Annotated in this window: 9 protein-coding genes and 8 pseudogenes; 8 read left to right on the plus strand and 9 right to left on the minus strand. The window is 68.9% G+C overall.

Annotated features, from left to right (window positions below; translation table 11 throughout):
* Positions 1-35: 35 nt before the first annotated feature.
* Positions 36-1,232 carry a glycine cleavage T C-terminal barrel domain-containing protein gene (locus ACSJDS_RS15310; RefSeq protein WP_473034021.1) on the minus strand — a complete coding sequence of 399 codons (1,197 nt, stop codon included), beginning with the start codon at positions 1,230-1,232 and terminating at the stop codon, positions 36-38.
* 267 nt (positions 1,233-1,499) lie between these two features.
* Here ACSJDS_RS15310 and ACSJDS_RS15315 point away from each other — a divergent pair, with 267 nt between their 5' ends.
* The 3 genes and pseudogenes from ACSJDS_RS15315 to ACSJDS_RS15325 all read left to right on the plus strand — a co-directional run bounded on the left by ACSJDS_RS15315 (position 1,500) and on the right by ACSJDS_RS15325 (position 4,065).
* Positions 1,500-1,907, plus strand: a complete 408-nt coding sequence (locus ACSJDS_RS15315) for an FAD-dependent oxidoreductase (protein ID WP_473034023.1) — start codon at positions 1,500-1,502, stop codon at positions 1,905-1,907.
* Positions 1,907-3,612 (plus strand): annotated as a pseudogene (locus ACSJDS_RS15320) (GcvT family protein); the annotation flags it as partial. The gene ACSJDS_RS15315 and the pseudogene ACSJDS_RS15320, both read left to right, overlap by 1 nt.
* Before the next feature lie 267 nt (positions 3,613-3,879).
* Positions 3,880-4,065 carry a glycine cleavage T C-terminal barrel domain-containing protein gene (locus ACSJDS_RS15325; protein ID WP_473035045.1) on the plus strand — a complete coding sequence of 62 codons (186 nt, stop codon included), beginning with the start codon at positions 3,880-3,882 and terminating at the stop codon, positions 4,063-4,065.
* Positions 4,066-4,090: 25 nt separating this feature from the next.
* Here ACSJDS_RS15325 and ACSJDS_RS15330 read toward each other — a convergent pair whose 3' ends face one another.
* Complete coding sequence (locus ACSJDS_RS15330; protein WP_473034024.1) at positions 4,091-5,128, minus strand: GlxA family transcriptional regulator; 1,038 nt, start codon at positions 5,126-5,128, stop codon at positions 4,091-4,093.
* Positions 5,129-5,336: 208 nt separating this feature from the next.
* Here ACSJDS_RS15330 and ACSJDS_RS15335 point away from each other — a divergent pair.
* Positions 5,337-7,069 (plus strand): annotated as a pseudogene (locus tag ACSJDS_RS15335) (formate--tetrahydrofolate ligase).
* Between the two features lie 197 nt (positions 7,070-7,266).
* Here ACSJDS_RS15335 and ACSJDS_RS15340 read toward each other — a convergent pair.
* The 7 genes and pseudogenes from ACSJDS_RS15340 to hemA form a co-directional block, all read right to left on the minus strand.
* The gene (locus tag ACSJDS_RS15340; RefSeq protein ID WP_473034025.1) at positions 7,267-8,613 is read right to left on the minus strand and encodes a glutamine synthetase family protein; all 1,347 of its coding nucleotides are present in this window, start codon (positions 8,611-8,613) and stop codon (positions 7,267-7,269) included.
* 33 nt (positions 8,614-8,646) lie between these two features.
* Positions 8,647-9,939, minus strand: coding sequence for an NAD(P)/FAD-dependent oxidoreductase (locus tag ACSJDS_RS15345; RefSeq protein ID WP_473034026.1), 1,293 nt, complete (start codon positions 9,937-9,939; stop codon positions 8,647-8,649).
* 96 nt (positions 9,940-10,035) lie between these two features.
* Positions 10,036-10,790: pseudogene (locus tag ACSJDS_RS15350) on the minus strand (HesA/MoeB/ThiF family protein).
* A 5-nt stretch (positions 10,791-10,795) separates the two neighbouring features.
* Positions 10,796-11,295 (minus strand): annotated as a pseudogene (locus ACSJDS_RS15355) (Lrp/AsnC ligand binding domain-containing protein).
* 439 nt (positions 11,296-11,734) lie between these two features.
* Positions 11,735-12,579: pseudogene (gene prmC / locus ACSJDS_RS15360) on the minus strand (peptide chain release factor N(5)-glutamine methyltransferase).
* Positions 12,579-13,669: pseudogene (prfA, locus tag ACSJDS_RS15365) on the minus strand (peptide chain release factor 1). The pseudogenes prmC and prfA overlap by 1 nt, the downstream one beginning before the upstream one ends.
* 11 nt (positions 13,670-13,680) lie before the next feature.
* Positions 13,681-14,945, minus strand: a pseudogene (gene hemA / locus ACSJDS_RS15370) (glutamyl-tRNA reductase).
* A 498-nt stretch (positions 14,946-15,443) separates the two neighbouring features.
* Between hemA and ACSJDS_RS15375 the strand changes: the two are divergent.
* From ACSJDS_RS15375 to ACSJDS_RS15390, 4 genes and pseudogenes are all read left to right on the plus strand, one after another.
* On the plus strand, positions 15,444-16,952 hold the full coding sequence (locus tag ACSJDS_RS15375; protein WP_473034027.1) for a tetratricopeptide repeat protein: 1,509 nt from the start codon (positions 15,444-15,446) through the stop codon (positions 16,950-16,952).
* A 41-nt stretch (positions 16,953-16,993) separates the two neighbouring features.
* Complete coding sequence (gene lolB, locus ACSJDS_RS15380; RefSeq protein ID WP_473034028.1) at positions 16,994-17,614, plus strand: lipoprotein insertase outer membrane protein LolB; 621 nt, start codon at positions 16,994-16,996, stop codon at positions 17,612-17,614.
* 73 nt (positions 17,615-17,687) lie between these two features.
* Positions 17,688-18,492 (plus strand): annotated as a pseudogene (ispE, locus tag ACSJDS_RS15385) (4-(cytidine 5'-diphospho)-2-C-methyl-D-erythritol kinase).
* A gap of 91 nt (positions 18,493-18,583) precedes the next feature.
* Entirely contained in the window at positions 18,584-19,525 is a 942-nt protein-coding gene (locus ACSJDS_RS15390) for a ribose-phosphate pyrophosphokinase (RefSeq protein WP_473034029.1), read from the plus strand.
* Positions 19,526-19,618 lie beyond the last annotated feature (93 nt).

The following is a 19,618-nucleotide window of genomic DNA, read 5'->3' on the forward strand; positions in this document are numbered from 1 at the left end:
GACGGTGACAGCGTATCCGCGCGACGCCGGGCCGCTCAGCCCTTGGGGATATCCTTGGTGGGGTCGTGGAAGGGTTTCTCCACCACCACGGCGTCCTGCAGGCCGGTATTGGCCTCGATGCGCAGCGGCGTCCCGAGCTCGGCATGGCCGATCGGCACCATGGCATAGCCGATATTGCGTTCCTGGCGTGGCGAGTGGGTGGCCGAGGTCACCTGACCGATGCGCTCACCGGCGCTATCGAAGACCGGAAAGACATCGATCATCGAGCCGTCGGTAAAGTAGCCGATGTTCGGGCCGTCGATCTCCACTCCCACCAGCTTGCGCGACACTCCCTCGGCCTTGATGCGCTCCAGCGCCGCCCGCCCGATGAAGTCGTCGTCGCCGCGCAGGTCGACCATCCAGTCGTAGCCCATGCCCACTTCGAAGGGATTGGTGTCGTACCAGATGTCGCAGCCGAAGGCGAGAATCCCCCCTTCGATGCGGCGGACATGGCAGGGTCCGATGACCTGCATATCGTGGGGACGGCCCGCCTCGAAGACCCGCTGCCAGAGCCGCTCCCCGCAGCGGGAGGCGTCGCGCAGGTAGATCTCGTAGCCGATCTCGCCGGAGTAGCCGGTACGCGAGATCACCACCGACATGCCGTCGAGGGTCGCCTCCATCAGGTAGTAGTAGGGCATTTCCAGCACCCGTTCGCCGAACAGGTCTACCATCACCGCCTTGGCCTTGGGCCCCTGGACCTGCACCGGCGCCACGTCCACTTCCCGAATGGTGACATCGAAGTCGGAGCCGTGGGCCAGGCCCTGGCACCACAGCAGCACGTCGCTGTCGGCCAGCGACAGCCAGAAGCGGTTCTCCTCGATGCGCAGCAGCACCGGGTCGTTGATGATGCCGCCATCCGGCGCCGTGACGAAGACGTACTTGCACTGCCCTACCTGGCACTGGCGCATGTCGCGGGGCACCAGCCGCTGCACGAAGGCGAAGGCGTCGGGACCACTGATCTCGATCTGGCGCTCCACGCCCACGTCCCAGAGGGTGACCCCCTGCACCAGGGCCCAGTACTCATCCACGGGGTCGGTGTAGAGGCGCGGATGGTAGTGGTGGTTATAGACGCTGTACTTGCGCACCCCGTGGCGCCGGGAGGCGTAAAAGAAGGGGGATTTGCGAATCCGTGGGTACAGCAGGATTTCCGGAGCCGTCTGGCGGTGTTCGAGGTGCTCGGCAACCTGGGACATGTGCGTCTCTCCTCAGTGGTATCGCGGCCAGCCATGTTCGCCTTCGCATCACCGTTGCCGGCGATCCTTGCCTTCGACACTAGTCCAGCCCCCGTGGCCGTATCGCCAGCGGCGTCGAAGATTTTGGTGTCGGCGACAGCTGCCCGCGACCTGTCGCGCCCAGCTAAATCGGCGTCGCCACGGCATAGCGAGACGCGCTCCCCGACCGCTACAGTAGGGGAAACAGCGCAACTGGCGCGCCCGGCGCGTCACCACGGGAGAGCGGCCATGGCAACACTACCCTCGCGAGCGGATGCGGTGATCATCGGTCAGGGCGGCATCGTCGGCGCCTCGGTGGCCCACCACCTGATCGAACAGGGCTGGGAGAACCTGGTGGGCCTGGACAGCTCCGCCATTCCCACCGACGTGGGCTCCACCTCCCACGCCTCCGACTTCTGCTACATGACCGCCCACGACCCGATGTCGTGCTACACCACCACCTACAGCCGTCGCTTCTACGAGGCCCGCGGCCACTACTGCCGCGTCGGCGGCCTCGAGGTGGCACGGGTGGGCGACGACGCTCGGCTCGCCGAGCTCCAGCGCAAGGTCGCCTCGGGCAAGGCCTTCGGCACCAACGCCCGCATGATCGGCCCCGACGAGGCGGTCGAGCGTTTCCCCTGCTGCAGCGGGAGCTGATCCAGGGCGCTCTCTGGGACCCGGACGCCGGCCTGGTGGTGCCGCGCTCCCAGCAGGTGGCCGGCGAGCTGATCGAGGAGGCGGTGGCCGGCGGCCGGCTGCGGGTCTTCGCCGACACCCCGGCGCTGGACATCGACGTGCGCGACGGCCGCGTCCACGGCGTCGAGACCCCGCGGGGCTATATCGAGACGCCGCTGGTGATCGTCACCGCGGGCATCTGGGGGCCGATTCCCGCCGCCATGGGGGGCGCTGCCCTGCCGCTGATGCCGGTGGAGCACCCGCTGATGTTCTTCGGCCCCTTCGACGCCTTCGCCGGCAGCGGCCGCGAGATCGGCTACCCGCTGCTCAGGGATCAGGGCAACTCGGCCTATATGCGCGACACCGGCGACCCCCGCACCACCGAGGGCGGCCAGCTCGAGTGGGGGTGCTACGAACCGACCCAGCCGCGCCTGGTGCATCCCCGCGACATCCTCGGACGCGACCAGGCACGGCTGTCGCCCTCCATGCGCGACCTCGACATCGACCAGGTGGCCGAGGCCTTCTCCCGGGCCGTGGAGCTGACCCCGGTGCTTGGCGAGCTGGGCTGGGACGACAAGCACTCCTTCAACGGCCTGCTGTCGGTCACGGTGGACGGCAGTTCGCTGGTCGGCGAGTCGCCGGAGACCCGCGGACTGTGGTTCTGCGAGGCGGTCTGGGTCAAGGATGGCCCGGGAATGGGCAAGGTGCTGGCCGACTGGATCACTCAGGGACGCCCCGAGCTCGACCCCCACGGCATCGACATCGCCCGCTTCTACCCGGTGCAGAAGACGCCGGACTATGTCCTAGGACGCTGCCGCGAGATCGCCTGCAAGATCTATGACCCGCCGGTGCATCCCCGCGAACCCTTCGAGACCGGCCGCAACCTGCGGCGCAGTCCCTTCTGGCCTCGCGAGCAGGCGCTCGGCGGCTACTTCATGGAGACCGCCGGCTGGGAGCGGGCCCACGGCTATGCGGCCAACGAAACCCTGCTGAGCCGCTACGCCGAGCGTATCCCCGAGCGCACCAACGAGTGGGACGCCCGCCACTTCTGGCGGGTCTCCAACGCCGAGCACCTCGCCCTGAGCGAGGACGTGGGCATGATCAACCTCTCCCACTTCGCCATCTACGACCTGACCGGGCCCGACGCCGAGGCGCTGCTGGAGTACCTCTCGGTGGCTAAGGTGGGTGGCGACACCCCGCCGGGCAAGGGGGTCTACACCCATTTCCTGGACGCCTTCGGCGGGGTGCATTCGGACTTGACCATCGTGCGCCTGGCAGGCGACGCCTTCCGGGTGATCTGCGGTGGCGACACCGGCCCCCGGGATCGCGTCTGGATCACCCGCATGGCCGAGACCCGCGGGCTGAGCCAGGTGCATCTCGAAGACCGCACCGACAGCCTGGCCACCCTGGGGCTATGGGGCCCCAACGCGCGGCGCACCCTGCAGGCGGTGGCGGACGATCCCCAGGCGCTCTCCGCCAAGCGCTTTCCCTTCGCCACGGCCCGCGAGATCCGCATCGGGGGCTGCCGGTCTGGGCCTTTCGCATCTCCTATGTGGGCGAGCAGGGGTGGGAGCTCTACACCCCTTTCAGCTACGGGCTCGCCCTCTGGGACCGGCTGTTCGACCAGGGCGTCACCCCGGTGGGCATCGAGACCTACGCCAACAGCCGGCGCCTGGAAAAGAGCCTGCGGCTGCAGAACGTCGACCTGCTCACCGAGTACAACCTCCTCGAGGCCGGCCTGGCCCGCCCCCGGGTCAAGCCCGCCGACTTTCACGGCAAGACCGCCCACCTGGCACAGCGCGAGCGCGACCGCCAGCCCGCCTACCTCTGCACCCTGACCCTGCGCGAGCACCGCGACGCCCAGGGCGTGGCCCGCTACCCGGTGGGGCACTCGCCGATCCTCGACCCGGCAAGCGGCGAGGTGCTGGTGGACGCCCTGGGGCGGCGCTCCTATGTGACCAGCATCGCCTACGGCCCCTCGCTGGGCGAGATCATCGCCCTGGGCTACCTGCCTGAGGAGCACGCCAGGGTCGGCCACACCCTAAGCATGGAGTACTTCGGCGAGCACTATCCGCTGCGGGTCGAGGCGGTGGGCTATCGGGCACTCTACGATCCGGACAACCAGCGTCCCAAGAGCTGATGCGGCCCCGCCAGGCCGGTCGCGCTCAGGACTGGCCGGGCGGGCCGCCCGATGACGCTGCCGGTTCGCCATCACCGGCCTGACGGTCGCGGCGGCGCTTGCGCTCGCCGCTCGGCGAATGCCCGAAGCGATCGTGATAGCACTTGGAGAAGTGGGGCGGGGAAATGAAGCCGCAGGCCAGCGCCACCTCGGTGATCGGCATGTGGGTCTGGCGCAGCAGCAGCCGGGCCCGCGCCAGGCGCAGCTCCAGGTAGTACTTCAGCGGCGGGCAGTCGACATAGCGCTGAAAGAGCCGCTCCAGCTGGCGCCGTGACAGATTGGCGTAGCGGGCCAGCTCATCCAGGGCAAGCGGCTCCTGGAGGTTGGCCTCCATCAGGGTGGCGACCTCCTCCAGTTTGGGATGGCTATGGCCCAGGCGCACTCGCAGCGGCAGACGCTGATGATCCCCGGAGCCTCGAATCCGCTCGTGAATGAACTCCTCGGCGATGGCCTCGGCCAGCTCGAGCCCCTGATGGCGGGCGATCAGCGTCAGCACCATGTCCAGCGGTGCAATGCCGCCGGAGCAGGTGTAACGGTCGCGGTCCAGCACGAACAGCTCCGAGGTGAAGGTGACCGCGGGAAACAGCAGCGCCTCGTGGATGCTGGAGAAGTGTTCCCAGTGCAGGGTGCAGCGATAGCCGTCGAGCAGCCCCGCCTTGGCGAGCACATAGCCGCCGGTGCAGACCGCCCCCAGGGGCGTGCGCTCCGCGGCGAGCCGACGTAGCCAGGCGAGGGTCTCGCGGTCGCAGTGGTCCTGAACATCGACACCGGCACACACCAGCAGCAGATCCGGCGCCGGGGCCTCGGCCATGGCGTGATCCACCGCGGTCGCCAGGCCACTGCTGGCACGCACCGGGGCGCCACCGCGGCTCACCAGCCGCCAGGCGTAGAGGGCGCGATCGCTGAGGTGATTGGCCATGCGCAGCGGCTCCAGCGCCGAGGAGAAGGCCAGCTGGGAGAACCCCGGCAGCAGCAGGAAACCGACCGTATAGCGGCTATTCAACGCAGTGGTGGCGGGGCGCATGCTACCTCCTCACCGAGCGACGCCAGTATGCTTAGATTACCGATAGTCGATGCGTCACGATAGAGGGAGTTACCCACCCCGTTGCCCCCGCGGCTGTCGTTACGACGATGTCGCCCGACGCCGGCAAGCAAACCCCAACCAGCGGCGGCGCAAATAATGGGCTTACGGTCATCCGACGCGCAGATCGAGACTTCAGGAGGCAAGGGCGATGGCGATTCATTCCCCCGATATCGAGCCGACGCAGCCTTGGCTGCCCGACAACCTCGCCATCGCCCGCGGCGCCCGGCTGTGGCCGATCGAAGAGATCGCCCACCGGCTGGGGATTCCCGGAGAGGCCGTGGAACCCTACGGCCGCGGCATCGCCAAGCTGGACCTTGGCGCCGTGGACGCCCTGGCCGCGCGTCCCCAGGGGCGCTACGTGGTGGTCTCGGCGATCACCCCCACCCCACTCGGCGAAGGCAAGACCACCACCGCCATCGGCCTCGTCCAGGGATTTCAGCAGCTCGGTCACAGCGCCACGGTGACCCTGCGCCAGCCCTCCCTGGGCCCCACCCTGGGCCTCAAGGGTGGCGCCGCGGGGGCGGCTACAGCCAGGTGGTGCCGATGGAGCGGATCAACCTGCATCTCACCGGCGATATTCACGCGGTGACGGCCGCCCATAACCTATTGGCCGCCATGATCGACAGCCATCTCTATCATCGCCGCGGCGTCGACCTGGACCCGGAGAGCGTGTGCTGGTCGCGGGTGATGGATCTCAACGACCGCGCCCTGCGCCGGATCGTCATCGGGCTTGGCCCCCGCGCCGACGGCGTCACCCGGCAGAGCGGCTTCGAGATCACCGCCGCCTCCGAGGTCATGGCAGTGCTCGCCCTGGCCGACTCGGTGGCGGACCTGCGTTGCCGCCTGGGGCGGATCGTGGTGGGGCAGACCCATCGGGGCGAGGCGGTGACCGCCGAGGCGATCGGCGCCGCCGGGGCCATGACCGCCCTGCTCAAGGAGGCGATCAAGCCCAACCTGCTGCAGACCCTGGAGCATGCCCCCGCGCTCATTCACGCCGGCCCCTTCGGCAACATCGCCCACGGCAACTCCTCGATACTGGCCGACCGCATCGGCCTGTCCGGTAGCGACTTCCTGGTCACCGAGGCGGGCTTCGGCGCCGACATGGGCGCCGAGCGTTTCTTCAACATCAAGTGCCGCGCCTCGGGCCTCACCCCGGACGCCGCCGTGCTGGTGGTCACGGTGCGGGCCCTGAAGTTCCACTCCGGGCGCTACGCCGTAACGGCCGGCAAGCCGCTGCCTGACGCCATGCGCGCCGAAAGCCCCGAGGACGTGCGCGCCGGCGCCGCCAACCTCGTCAAGCAGATCGACAACATCCGCGCCCACGGCATCACCCCGGTGGTGGCGATCAACGCCTTCCCGGGCGACCACGCCAGCGAACACGCCGCCATTGCCGATATCGCCCGGGAGGCCGGCGTCACCGCCGCCGTCTCGACCCACGTACGCGACGGCGGCGCCGGTGCCATGGCCCTGGCCCAGGCGGTGGCCGAGGCCGCCAACCAGGGCGGCGAGTTCGAGTTCCTCTACCCCGACGCGCTGCCCCTGGACGCCAAGATCGAGCGCATCGCCACCCGTATCTACGGCGCTGCCGACGTCGCCTTCAGCCCAGAGGCGCGCCGCCAGATCGACGCCTACCAGCAGCAGGGCCATGGTGGGCTGCCGGTGTGCATCGCCAAGACCCACCTGTCGCTCACCGCGGATGCCACCCGGCCCGGCGCACCCACCGGCTGGACCCTGCCGGTGCGCGAGGTGCGGCTCTCTGCCGGCGCCGGCTTCGTCTACGCCCTGTGCGGGGATATCCGCACCATGCCGGGGCTTGGCGCCGACCCCGCCGCCGCCCACATCGACGTCGACGAGAGCGGTGAGATTACCGGACTGTTTTAAGGTTCTTCGCGCTTTAGCGTGAGCCATGTTTGGCAAGCTTCAAGATGGGCCGGCACTGCCGGGCGAAGGCGCCGCAGGCACCCCTGGGGTAGCGCTGCGCGCTACTTCGCGAGCTGAAGCTCCCTCCCACAGAGGCCAGTTCACGCCAGTCTGCGATGACCCTGTTTAGGCGCCTGGGGACGCCCTCCCCAGGCGACTCAGACGCTGAGCAGCAGAAACTCTCGCTCCCAGGAGCTGATCACCCGCTTGAAATTCTCATTCTCGACCCGCTTCACCGCCACATAGCCGGTGACGAAGCGCTGCCCCATATGGCGCTGCAGCTCGCTGCAGTGTTCCATGCGCTCCAGGGCCTGCTCCAGGGTGAAGGGCAGGCGCATGTTGCGGCGCTCGAAGGCGCGCCCCTGCACCGGCGCCGAGGGATCGAGCCCGTGCACCATGCCGAGATAGCCGCAAAGCAGGCTGGCCGCAATGGCCAGATAGGCGTTGGCGTCGGCGCCGGGCAGGCGGTTCTCGATGCGCCGGTTGTGGGGCGTTGAGTCGGGCACCCGCAGCCCGCAGGTACGGTTCTCTTCGCCCCACTCAACGTTGACCGGCGCCGAGGTGTCGGGCAGGAAACGGCGGAAGGAGTTGACGTTGGGGGCCATCAGCGGCAACGCCTCGGGAATGAAGCGCTGCAGGCCGCCGATGTGGTGCAGGAACAGCTGGCTCATGCTGCCGTCGTCGTTGGAGAAGACGCTGTGTCCGCTCTTGGCGTCGAGCACGCTCTGATGGATATGCATGGCGCTGCCCGGCTCGTTGGTCACCGGCTTCGCCATGAAGGTAGCGGCCACGTCGTGCTTGAGCGCCGCCTCACGCAGGGTACGCTTGAACAGGAAGACCTGATCAGCCAGCTCCAGCGGGTCGCCGTGACGGAAGTTGATCTCCATCTGGGCGGTCCCCTCCTCGTGAATCAGGGTATCGATGTCCAGCCCCTGGGCCTCGCACCAGTCGTACATGTCCTCGAACAGCGGGTCGAACTCGTTGGCGGCATCGATGGAGAAGGACTGGCGGCCGGTCTCCTGTCGCCCGCTGCGCCCGATGGGCGGCTGTAGCGGAAGATCCGGGTCCTCGCAGCGCTTGGTCAGGTAGAACTCCATCTCCGGGGCCACCACCGGCCGCCAGCCGCGCTGTGCATAGAGCGCCAGCACTCGCTTGAGCTGGTTACGACAGGAGAGCTCGATGGGGTTGCCCCGCTTGTCGTGGCAGTCGTGGATCACCTGGGCGGTGGGCTCCAGCGCCCAGGGCACCGGGTAGATGGCGGTCGGATCCGGCCGACACAGCATGTCGATATCGGCGGGGTCGAGCAGCGAGTAGTAGACATCATCGTCCACGTAGTCCCCGGTGACGGTCTGCAACAGCACGCTTTCAGGCAGCCGCATGCCCTTCTCGGCCACGAACTTGGAGACCGGCGTGATCTTGCCCCGGGCGATGCCGGTGATATCGCTGACCAGGCACTCCACTTCGGTGATGTTGCGCTCCTTGAGCCAGCTTTCCAGATCTTTCATGGGAACCTCGCGTTGTGACCGGGACCGCGGCATCTAGAATCGATCGCGGAGCTTGTAAAAGGTCGTCGCCAACACCAGCAGCGGCGTGCGCAGCCGCGCACCGCCGGGAAAGCGCCGGTGGGGCATGGCGGCGAAGGCGTCGAAGCGCTCGCTCTGCCCGGCGATGGCCTCGCTGAGCAGCCGGCCGGCCAGCCCGGCCAGCGCCATGCCGTGCCCCGAGTAGCCCTGGGCATAGTAGAGGTTGCTGCCCAGCCGGCCCAGGTCCGGGGCGCGGTTGAGGGTAATGGCGACATCGCCGCCCCAGCGATAGTCGATCCCCACGCCCTGAAGCACCGGAAACAGCCGGGCGATCTTGGCATCCATGCGCCGGCGCAGGCCGCGCGGCTCACGGCCGTCATAGCTCACCTCGCCACCGTAGATCAGCCGCCTGTCCGCCGACAGGCGGTAGTAGTCGAGCACGAAGTTGGCGTCCGAAAGCGCATCGTTTTGCGGCAGCACGCGGGTCGCCTGGGACGGGCTGAGCGGCGCCGTGGCGATCATGTAGTTGGCCGCGCGCATGATGCGCCCATCCAGCTCGGGGAGCAGCCGGCCCAGGTAAGCGTTGCCGGCCGCCACCACGAAGTCGGCGGTGACCCGCCCCCGGTCGGTGATCACCCGCGCCGGACTGCCGCGCTGGACCTCCCGAACGGCGCTGTCGACGTGGATCTCCACCCCGGCCCGCTGGGCGGCCCGGGCCAGGCCCAGGGTGTAGTTGAGGGGGTGCAGGTGGCCACCCTCGCTCTCGTAGAGCGCCCCCCGGTAGGCGTCGGTCACCACGTGCTGGCGCAGGGCCGCCCCCTCCAGCCAGCGCAGCGCCCCGTAGCCGTAGTCCCGAGCCAGGCGGTCGCGCAGCGCCAGCAGCTCCTTGACGTGACGGGCCTTGACCGCGGCATGCAGGTAGCCCCAGGCGAGGTCGCAGGGGATGGCGTGGCGCCGGACCCGCTCGGCGGTCCAGCGCACCGCCTCACGGCTCATCTCCCAGATCTCCCGGGCGGACTCGCGGCCCAAGACCTGCTCCACGGTGGCGATGTCGGTGCCGAGCCCCGGCAGGATCTGCCCGCCGCTGCGCCCCGAGGCGCCATAGCCGATGTCGCGGGCCTCTAGCAGCACCACCGAATAGCCGCGCTCGGCGAGCTCCAGCGCCGCCGAACAGCCGGTGATCCCGGCTCCGATCACGCAGACATCGGCGCGCGCCTCGCCAGCGAGCGGCGGGCAGGCGGCGAGTTCGACGGCGGCGGTATCACGATAATAGGACGCCGCGGACGCAAAGGGTGACGTGACGGTCATGAGCCCATCCTAACCGCGACGGGTCGCCCCCGCCCACGGGTAGTATGGCTCAGCGAGGCGATCGCGCAGCGCGACGGCATGCCGGCCATGGCGGGCTCAGGACGTGGCGCAGACCGGGCAGCCCGGATCCCGCGGCACCTTGAAGTGGCGCCACTGGCCGGAGAGGCCATCGAAGCTCGACAATCCCCGGTGGGGCGTGCCGGCACCGCTGAGCAGCTTGATCGCCTCCAGGGCCTGGAAGCTGCCGATCAGCCCCACCAGCGGCGCCACCACGCCGCTCTCGGCGCAGGAGAGCGCCTCGTCGCTCTCGCCGTGCTCCCCGGGGGATAGAGACAGGCGTAGCAGGGACTCTCGCTGTCGCGGGGATCGAAGACCGCCAGCTGGCCGGAGAAGCGAATAGCCGCCCCGGAGATCAGCGGTGTGCCTGTCGCCAGGCAGGCGCGGTTGATGGCGTAGCGGCTGGAGAAGCGGTCGGTGCAGTCGAGCACCAGGTCCGCCGCTGCCGCCGCCACTTCCAGCGCCGCAACGTCCAGGTGTTCACCGAGCACCTGGATCTCACAGCCGGGATTGAGCGCCAGCGCCGCTTCCCGGGCCGACTCGGCCTTGTTGCGCCCCAGATCGGCCATGCCATGGGCGATCTGGCGCTGCAGGTTGGAGAGCTCCACCGCATCGGCATCGGCCAGGGTCAGATGGCCCACCCCGGCGGCGGCGAGGTAGAGCGCCACCGGCGAGCCCAGGCCGCCGGCTCCCACCACCAGGGCACGCGAGGCCAGCAAGCGCTCCTGGCCGGCGATGTCGATCGGCTCGAGCATGATCTGCCGGCTGTAACGCAGCAGCGCCTCATCGTTCATGGTGATCACTTGCCTTCCAGCTCCTCGATATCGGGCACATAGAGGGAGAACTCCTCCTTGACCTCCTCCATGACCACATAGCTCTTGGATTCCTTGACGCCCGGCAGGGTCAACACCACGTCGCCGAGCAGCTGACGGTAGGCCGACATCTCGGGGATGCGGCACTTGAGAATGTAGTCGAACTGCCCCGAGACCAGGTGGCACTCCTGGATCTGCGGCAGCCGGGCCACGGCACGACGAAACTCATCGAACACCGCCGGCGACTGGGTCTCCAGGCTGATCTCCACGAACACCAGCAGGTTGGCCTTCAAGGCCCGGGGATCGAGCACCGCCTTGTAGCCGCGGATGACTCCGCCCGCTCGAGTCGCTTGACGCGCTCCAGGCAGGGAGTGGTGGAGAGGCCCACCTGCGCGGCCAGATCCACGTAGGAGATGCGGGCGTTCTCCTGCAGGGAGCGCAGGATCTTGAGGTCGATACGGTCGAGGGAGCGGGTCTTGGCTTTCATTATCGTATTGGGCAAACCGATCAGGATGAACGAAAGATGTCGACATGGCAGCAAATCGAACTGAAAAACAGCGGCAATCATCCTTGCTGCTGGTGTTCGGTCTCACAAAGCCGGCGACTATCGGAATTATTTCCTGAATAGGTGTACCACAGCGAGCGCCACGGCCTCCAGTCAAGCGCCCTCAACGCGAGGACTATCGCAGATAGCTTGCGTCGCTCGGGGCTGACCTGTCGGCAAGCCTGCGCGGAGGCGCTGTGAACCCCTCCCTGGGCGCTACCGGCGCCCAGCTGCGCTCCCGCATCCTGCTCCGCTTGCTGGACCGGGGCTGGCCATCCATGGCCAGCCCGTTCGGAGCAGTGCTCCTCACCCCTGGCGCAGGACCTCCTCTTCGACTTGCCCCCAGCGCCCCTCGCTTTTCGTGACTGTGCTAGCCCTTCCCTCAACGCGGCGCTGGCATCCGCCCCAGGGTTACCCGCTCATGCCAGGCCAGGTCGCGCCGGCTCGCCACCTCGCGATAGCCGGCCGAGCGCAGCAGCGCCCTCACGGCGTCCGCCTGGTCATGGCCATGCTCCATGGCCAGCCAGCCGCCGGGCACCAGGTAAGCCGGCGCGGCTGAGACCAGGTGGCGAAGATCGGCCAGGCCGCCGCCATCGGCCACCAGGGCGCTGCGCGGCTCGAACCGCACGTCGCCCCGGGTCAGATGAGGGTCGCGCCCGTCGATATAGGCGGATTGGCCACGATCAGCTCGAAGGCCTCACCGGCAAGCGCCGAGAACCAGTCGCTCTCGATGAACCGCACATGGGACATCGCCAGGCGTCGGGCATTGGCCGCGGCAAGCGCCACCGCACGGGGCTCCCGGTCGACCCCGGTCACCGCCCAGCCGGGTCGCTCGCTGGCAAAGGCCAGGGCGATGGCGCCGGTACCGGTCCCCAGGTCGAGCAGGCGGCCGTGAGGCGCCTCGGCCAGGGCCAGGGCCGCTTCCACCAGCGTTTCGGTATCGGGTCGCGGTATCAGGGTGCTGGGGTCGGTGGCAAGGCCAAGCCCCCAGAACTCCCGCTCGCCGCAGAGATAGGCCACCGGATGGCCGGCCGCGCGCGCCGCCACCAGCGCCTCGAACCGCGCCCGGGCGTATCGCGGCGCCTGCCGGTCCCCCCAGGTATAGAGCCAGGTGCGATCGCGGCCGAGCACGTGGCACAGCAGTACCTCGGCGTCCAGCCGGGCGCTCGGCGAGCCCGCCTGCGTCAGCCGCTCGGCGGCCCGCGCCAGCAGCCGGTCCAGGCGCATCAGGCGCTCTGCTGCAGGGCCGCGAGCTGTTCGGCCTGATGCTCGTGGATCAGCGGCTCGATCACCTCGTCAAGCTGCTCGCCGCTGACCACCTCGCCGAGCTTGTAGAGGGTCAGGTTGATGCGGTGGTCGGTGAGCCGCCCCTGGGGAAAGTTGTAGGTGCGGATGCGCTCGCTGCGATCCCCCGACCCCACCAGGGAGCGCCGGGTATCGGCCTGCTGCTGACGCTGACTATCCACCGCGCCCTGCTTGAGGCGCGCGGCCAGCAGCGACATCGCCTTGGCGCGGTTCTTGTGCTGGCTGCGCTCCTCCTGGCACTCCACCACCGTGCCGCTGGGCAGGTGGGTGATGCGAATGGCCGAGTCGGTGGTGTTGACGTGCTGGCCACCGGCACCGCTGGAGCGAAGGTGTCCACCCGCAGGTCGGCGGAATTGATCTCGATGTCGCCCACGGCGTCGGCCTCGGGCATCACCGCCACGGTGCAGGCCGAGGTGTGGATGCGCCCCTGGGATTCGGTGGCGGGAACACGCTGGACGCGATGCGCCCCGGACTCGAACTTGAGCCGCGCATAGACGCCTTCGCCCTTGATCCGGGAGATGATCTCCTTGTAGCCGCCCTGCTCGCCGTGGCTGGCGCTGACCACCTCGACCCTCCAGCCGCGCTTCTCGGCATAGCGGGAGTACATGCGGAACAGGTCGCCGGCGAACAGCGCCGCCTCGTCGCCGCCGGTTCCCGCCCGGATCTCGAGAAAGACGTTGCGATGATCGTCGGGGTCCTTGGGCACCAGCAGCTGCTTGAGCCGCACCTCGAGCTCGGCGAGCCGGGCGTGGCTCTCATCGCGTTCCAGCTCGGCCAGCTCGCGCATGTCGGCGTCGCTGTCGGAGGCCAGCTGTTCGGCGGTCTCCAGATCGCCTTCGGTGGCGCGATAGTCGCGCCAGGCCTCAACCAGCGGCTCGAGCTCGGCATATTCACGGGAGTAGTCGCGGAAGCGGGCCTGATCGGCGATCACCTCGGGCTCGGCCAGCAGAGCGGCAAGCTCCTCGAAGCGCTCGACGAAGGCATCGAGACGCTGGCGCAGGGTCGCTTTCATGGCGTGTCCTGTCAGGGTTTCGTTAACGGGGGGTCGAGCAGCAGCGTTTCGGCGGCGGTCAGCAGATCGCGACGCTCGCCGCCGGATGCCTCGCGCATCGCCACCGTGGGGCGATGCAGCAGGCGGTTGGTCAGCTGATGCGCCAGCAGCCGAATCACCGTTTCCGGGTCTTCGCCGCGCGCCAGCCGGGCCAGGGCCTGGCGTTCGGAGAGCGCGCGCAGGCTCTCGGCCTGGCCACGATAGCGGCGAATCAGCTCGCCGCCGCTGCGGATGCGACGCTCCTGGAGCCAGACGCCGACGCCGTACTCGATCAGGGATTCGGCCTGGTCGGCCGCCGCCTGGCGATGCCGGCGGTTCTCCTGGATCACCTCGTGGAGGTCATCGACGGTGTAGAGGAAGACGTCGTCCAGGTCGCCGACCTCCGGCTCGATATCCCGCGGCACGGCGATATCCACCATGAAGATCGGCCGATGGCGGCGCTTCTTCAACGCCCGCTCGGCCATCCCCTTGCCGAGGATCGGCAGCGGCGCCGCGGTGGAGGAGATGACGATGTCCGAACGCTCCAGGGCGGTGGGAATCTCGTTGAGCGAGATGGCCTCGGCGTTGAACTCGCCGGCCAGCAGCTCGGCCCGCTCCCGGGTGCGGTTGGCGACGATCATCTCGCGCACTCCGGCCTCGCGCAGGTGGCGCGCGACCAGCTCGATGGTCTCGCCGGCGCCGATCAGCAGCGCGCGCGAGCGGCCGAAATCGTCGAAGATACGGCTTGCCAGACTCACCGCCGCATAGGCCACCGACACCGGATTCTGGCCGATGCCGGTACGCGTACGCACCTGTTTGGCCACCGAGAAGGTATGCTGGAAGAGCAGCTCGAGCTCGCCGCCGAGCCCGCGCGCCTCGCGCGCTGACTGATAGGCCTCCTTGAGCTGGCCCAGTATCTGCGGCTCGCCCAGCACCATGGAGTCGAGCCCCACGGCCACCCGCATCAGGTGGCGGGCGGCGTCATTATCGAGATAGTGGTAGGCGCAGGAGGTCAGATCATCCACCGGCAGGCCATGAAAATGGCTCAGCCAGTCGAGAATCACCCGCTCACCGCTGGACTCGGTCACGCAATAGAGTTCGGTCCGGTTACAGGTCGACAGCACCGCGGCCTCCTGCACCTGGGGATATGGCGCAGTTCGCCCAGCGCCGACTCCAGCTGAGCAGGCGTGAAGGCGACCCGTTCGCGCACCGCGACGGTCGCGGTCTTGTGATTGATTCCGAGGGCAAGCAGCGTCATGCGTTAGGCGTCTTCGCGTGATGTCGTCAGGCGGCACCGAAATAAAGCCCGCCTCTGCGGCGCCAGATTCTACCACAGCCTTGCCCCCCGGCGCCATGTGCATGACAGGCCACACTATTGACGCACGACAAGAGACAGCGCCTTGGCCTTGCCCGCCCCCGGGCCGTCGACACAGCAGGCGATCCCTTTGCCCGCCGGCCGCGAGCCGGTATGCTGGCGACTTGGCATTCCTGACGAGATTCGCATGCCCTCACCCCTCCGCTGTCGCCTCCTGACTCCTCATCCTCGCCATGGGCTGGCAGGCCTTGGCCTGGTGCTGCTGCTGGCCGGCTGTCAGACGCTGTCCCCCGGGCCGAGCCTGCGACCGTCGAGGATCCTCTCGACTCGGCCCCCGCCATCGTCCAGGGCCTGGACGCCGGGGGGCTGGCCACCCTGCTGACCGCCGAGCTGGCCGGTCAGCGCGGCGACTATCGCCGTGCCGCCAGCGGCTACCAGGAGATGGCCGAACGGTATCGCTCTGCCGAGCTGGCCGAGCGGGCCACCCTGGCCGCACGCTTCAGCAGCGACCCGCTGCTGCTCGAGGAGGTCGTGCAGCAGTGGCAGCGGCTGGCCCCGCAGTCGGAGGCGCCCAGTCGCCTGCTGGCCAGCCTGGCCATGCAGCGCGGCGACTGGATCTCCGCACTGGAGCAGCGCCTGCAGCTGGCCGCGCGCGGTGGCCAGGGCGATCTGGCCGGCTTCGTGGAGAGGGCCCTGGAGGCCAATGCCGACCCCCTACCCCTGCGCGAACGTCTTGGCGAACATCTGGCCCGATCCACCGACGGCGCCCACCGGCACGACGCCGAGCTGGCCATGGCCATGCTCGAGGCCGCCACCGGACAGACGCGGCGCGCCGAAGCGCGACTCGACGCCCTGGCCCGTGAGCACGCGGAGCTGCCGGCCCTGTGGCTGACGCGGGCCCAGCTGGCGCTGGACGCCGGCCGGGCGGCGCGCGCCCGTGACGATGCCCGCCGCGGGCTGGAAGTCGCCCCCCAGGATCCACGTTTCATCCTGCTGCTGGCCCAGGCCGAGCTGGCGCTGGGCAACGTGGCCGCCGCCGAAGCCGGCACCGACGCGCTGCTGGAGCGCCACGAAGGCGGCCACGAACTGCGCATGGCGCTCGCCAATCTCTACCTGGAGAGCCACCACCCGGAACCGGCGCGGCGCCTCCTGGTGCCGCTGGTCAGCGAGGAAGAGACGCCCGCCATGGCCTACTTCCTGCTCGGCGCCATCGCCGAACAGGAAGGCGAGGTCGACAACGCCCTGCTCTACTATCGCCAGGTCGCACCGGGTGGCGAATTCCTGATGGCCCGGCTGCGTGCCGCCCGCATGCTGATCGAGGACGATCGGCTGCTGGACGCCCGAGCTTTCCTGCGCATCGAGCGCCTGCGCCACGACGAGCAGATCAGCGAGCTGGTCGCCCTCGAGGTGGAGTTGCTCGACGAGCTTGGGCTGGACGGGGAAGCCGAGGACCTGCTCGACCGCCAACTCGAGCGCACCCCCAACGACGAGCGACTGCTCTATCAGCGGGGCATGCGGGCCTGGCAAAGCGGCGACGTCGAGGCCATGGAGCGCGATCTGCGTCGCATTATCGAGCACAACCCGGATAGCGCCATGGCGCTCAATGCCCTGGGCTATACGCTGGCCGACCTCAATATCGAGGGGCGACTCGAGGAGGCACGCGAACTGATCGAGCGCGCTCACGCACTCGATCCCGGCAACGCCGCCATCATGGACAGCCTGGGCTGGGTCTACTTCCGGCTCGGCGAGCCCGAGCGCGCCCTGCCCTGGCTGGAGCGCGCCTACGCCGCTATGCCCGACCCGGAGATCGCCGCCCATCTCGCCGAGGTACTCTGGGCGCTGGATCGCCCCGACGAAGCCCGGGCCAGGGTCGAGCTGGCCCTCGAGCGCTACGAGGACCGTACTCACCTGGACGAACTGCTCGAACGCATCCCTGAACTGGCTCCCTGAGCCGAAGTCCAACCTCCCTGCACACCCGACGAGACGCCGCCATGATGCCCCACGCCACCGCCCTGCGCCTGCTCCTGATCGGCCTGATCCTGGCCCTGCTCGCCGGCTGCGCCCCCCGCCTGCCGACCCCCGACGGGGAGCGGCAGGCGGGCCAGTGGGAGGCCCAGCAGGAGCGCCTGGCGGAGCTGCAGACCTGGATGCTGGCCGGCAAGGCCGGGCTGCGCACTCCCCAAGAGTCGACCAGCGCCAACCTCGACTGGAGCCAGCACCCCCACTACTACCGGCTGCTGATCAGTGGCCCGTTCGGCAGCGGCCGTAGCACCCTCGAGGGTCGCGAGGGGCGCTTTTCGCTGACCACCTCGGAGGGCCGCTTCGAGGCCGAAACTCCCGAGGCCCTGATGCAGCAGCAGCTCGGCTGGTCGCTGCCGGTCAGCGCCCTCGCCGACTGGATTCGCGGCCTGCCCGCCGACGACAGCGCCCACCGGCTGGAAAGCGACGAGCTGGGCTTCCCGCAGCGCCTCGAACAGGATGGCTGGGAGATCGCCTATCGCGACTGGACCCAGGTCGAATCGCTGTGGCTGCCGCGACGCCTGATCATGAACTACGACGACCTGCGCGTGACCCTGGTGGTCACCGAGTGGCGCCCCCAGCTCGACGACTGACGACGCGACATGCCCGACACATTCCCCCCGCTCCGACACGCTGTCGCTGCCGGCGCCGGCCAAGCTCAACCGCATGCTGCATATCGTCGGCCGTCGTAGCGACGGCTACCATGAGCTGCAGACGCTGTTCCAGTTCCTCGACCACGGCGACAGCCTGGAGGTCACCCTTCGCCAGGATGGCGAGATCCGCCTGACTCCGTCCATTGCCGGCCTAGCCACCGAGGACAATCTGGTGATCCGCGCCGCTCGGCTGCTGCAGGCCGCCACCGGCTGTCGGCTCGGCGCCGACATTCGCCTGACCAAGCGCCTGCCCATGGGCGGCGGACTCGGCGGCGGCAGTTCCAATGCCGCCACCGCGCTGCTCGGCCTCGACCGGCTGTGGGGGCTCGAGCTCGGGCTCGATGCCCACGCCGAGCTCGGCCTGCAGCTAGGCGCCGACGTGCCGGTCTTCGTCCACGGCCGGGCCGCCTGGGCGGAGGGCGTCGGCGAGCGCTTGATCCCGGTGACGCTCGACACCCCCTGGTTCCTGGTGGTGCACCCCGGTGTCTCGGTGGCCACCCCCGCGGTGTTCGGGGCGGCACAATTGACACGCAACACCCCCCGATTACCATGGCGCGCGCACTGCAGGGGGAGCGCCCAGCTGGCGCAACGACTGCGAAGCCACGGTCAGGTCACTCTATCCGCAGGTCGCCGAGGCACTCGACTGGCTTGGCGCCCGGGCACCGAGCAGGCTGACCGGCACCGGCGCCTGTATCTTTGCCTGGACCGCCACGCGCGCCGAAGCGCAGCGAATCGCGGCCGATCTGCCCGGGCATTTCACGGCCTTTACGGCCCGCGGCGTCAATGCCTCCCCGCTACATGCCGCCCTGGGTCGATGACGCTGGCGCCCCACCGGGCCGCAAGCATGACGGCCTTTCGGCCAGGAGCCGGACCCCCGAATGACCCCCAACACTGCATAGGTGGATGCGCGTGTCGAAATTGATGGTTTTTGCCGGGAATGCCAATCCCGAACTCGCCCAGAAGGTCGCCGACAGCCTGGATAGCCGCATGGGCAACGCCACGGTTGGCCAGTTCAGCGACGGCGAGATCGCGGTCGAGATCAACGAGAACGTTCGCGGCAAGGACGTCTTCATCCTGCAATCCACCTGTGCGCCGACCAACGACAACCTGCTCGAGCTGATCCTGATGGTGGACGCCCTGCGCCGGGCCTCCGCCACGCGAATCACCGCCGTGGTGCCCTACTTCGGCTATGCCCGCCAGGATCGCCGGGTGCGCTCCGCCCGGGTGCCCATCTCGGCCAAGGTGGTGGCCGACATGATGGTCAAGGCCGGCGTCGACCGGGTGATGACCATGGACCTGCACGCTGACCAGATCCAGGGCTTCTTCGACGTGCCGGTGGATAACGTCTACGGCTCACCGATCCTGCTCGACGACATCGAGCGCCAGAACTATGACGACCTGGTGGTGGTCTCGCCGGACGTCGGCGGCGTGGTGCGGGCACGCGCCATTGCCAAGCAGCTCAACGCCGACCTGGCGATCATCGACAAGCGCCGCCCCCAGGCCAACCAGGCCCAGGTGATGCACATTATCGGCGAGATCGAGAATCGTACCTGCGTGGTAGTGGACGACATGATCGATACCGCCGGCACGCTGTGCAAGGCCGGCGACGCGCTCAAGGCCCACGGCGCGCGCCGCGTGGTCGCCTACGCCACCCACCCGATCCTGTCCGGCCCGGCGGTGGACAACATCACCAACTCGGTGCTCGACGAGGTGGTCGTCGCCGACACCATTCCGCTGTCCGACCTGGCCCGCCGCAGCGGCAAGATTCGCCAGCTCAGCGTAGCGGGCCTGATCGCCGAAGCGATCCGCCGGGTCAGCAACGAAGAATCCGTCAGCGCCATGTTCCACTAAGAGCAGGCGCCGGAAAACCGCCCTGCGGGGCTTCCGGAAACGTCACGGTCAGGTCGCGGGCCGTGGCGCTTTCCTTACTTCAAGCAAGAGGCA

The organism is Halomonas sp. SL18_1 (assembly GCF_055755715.1).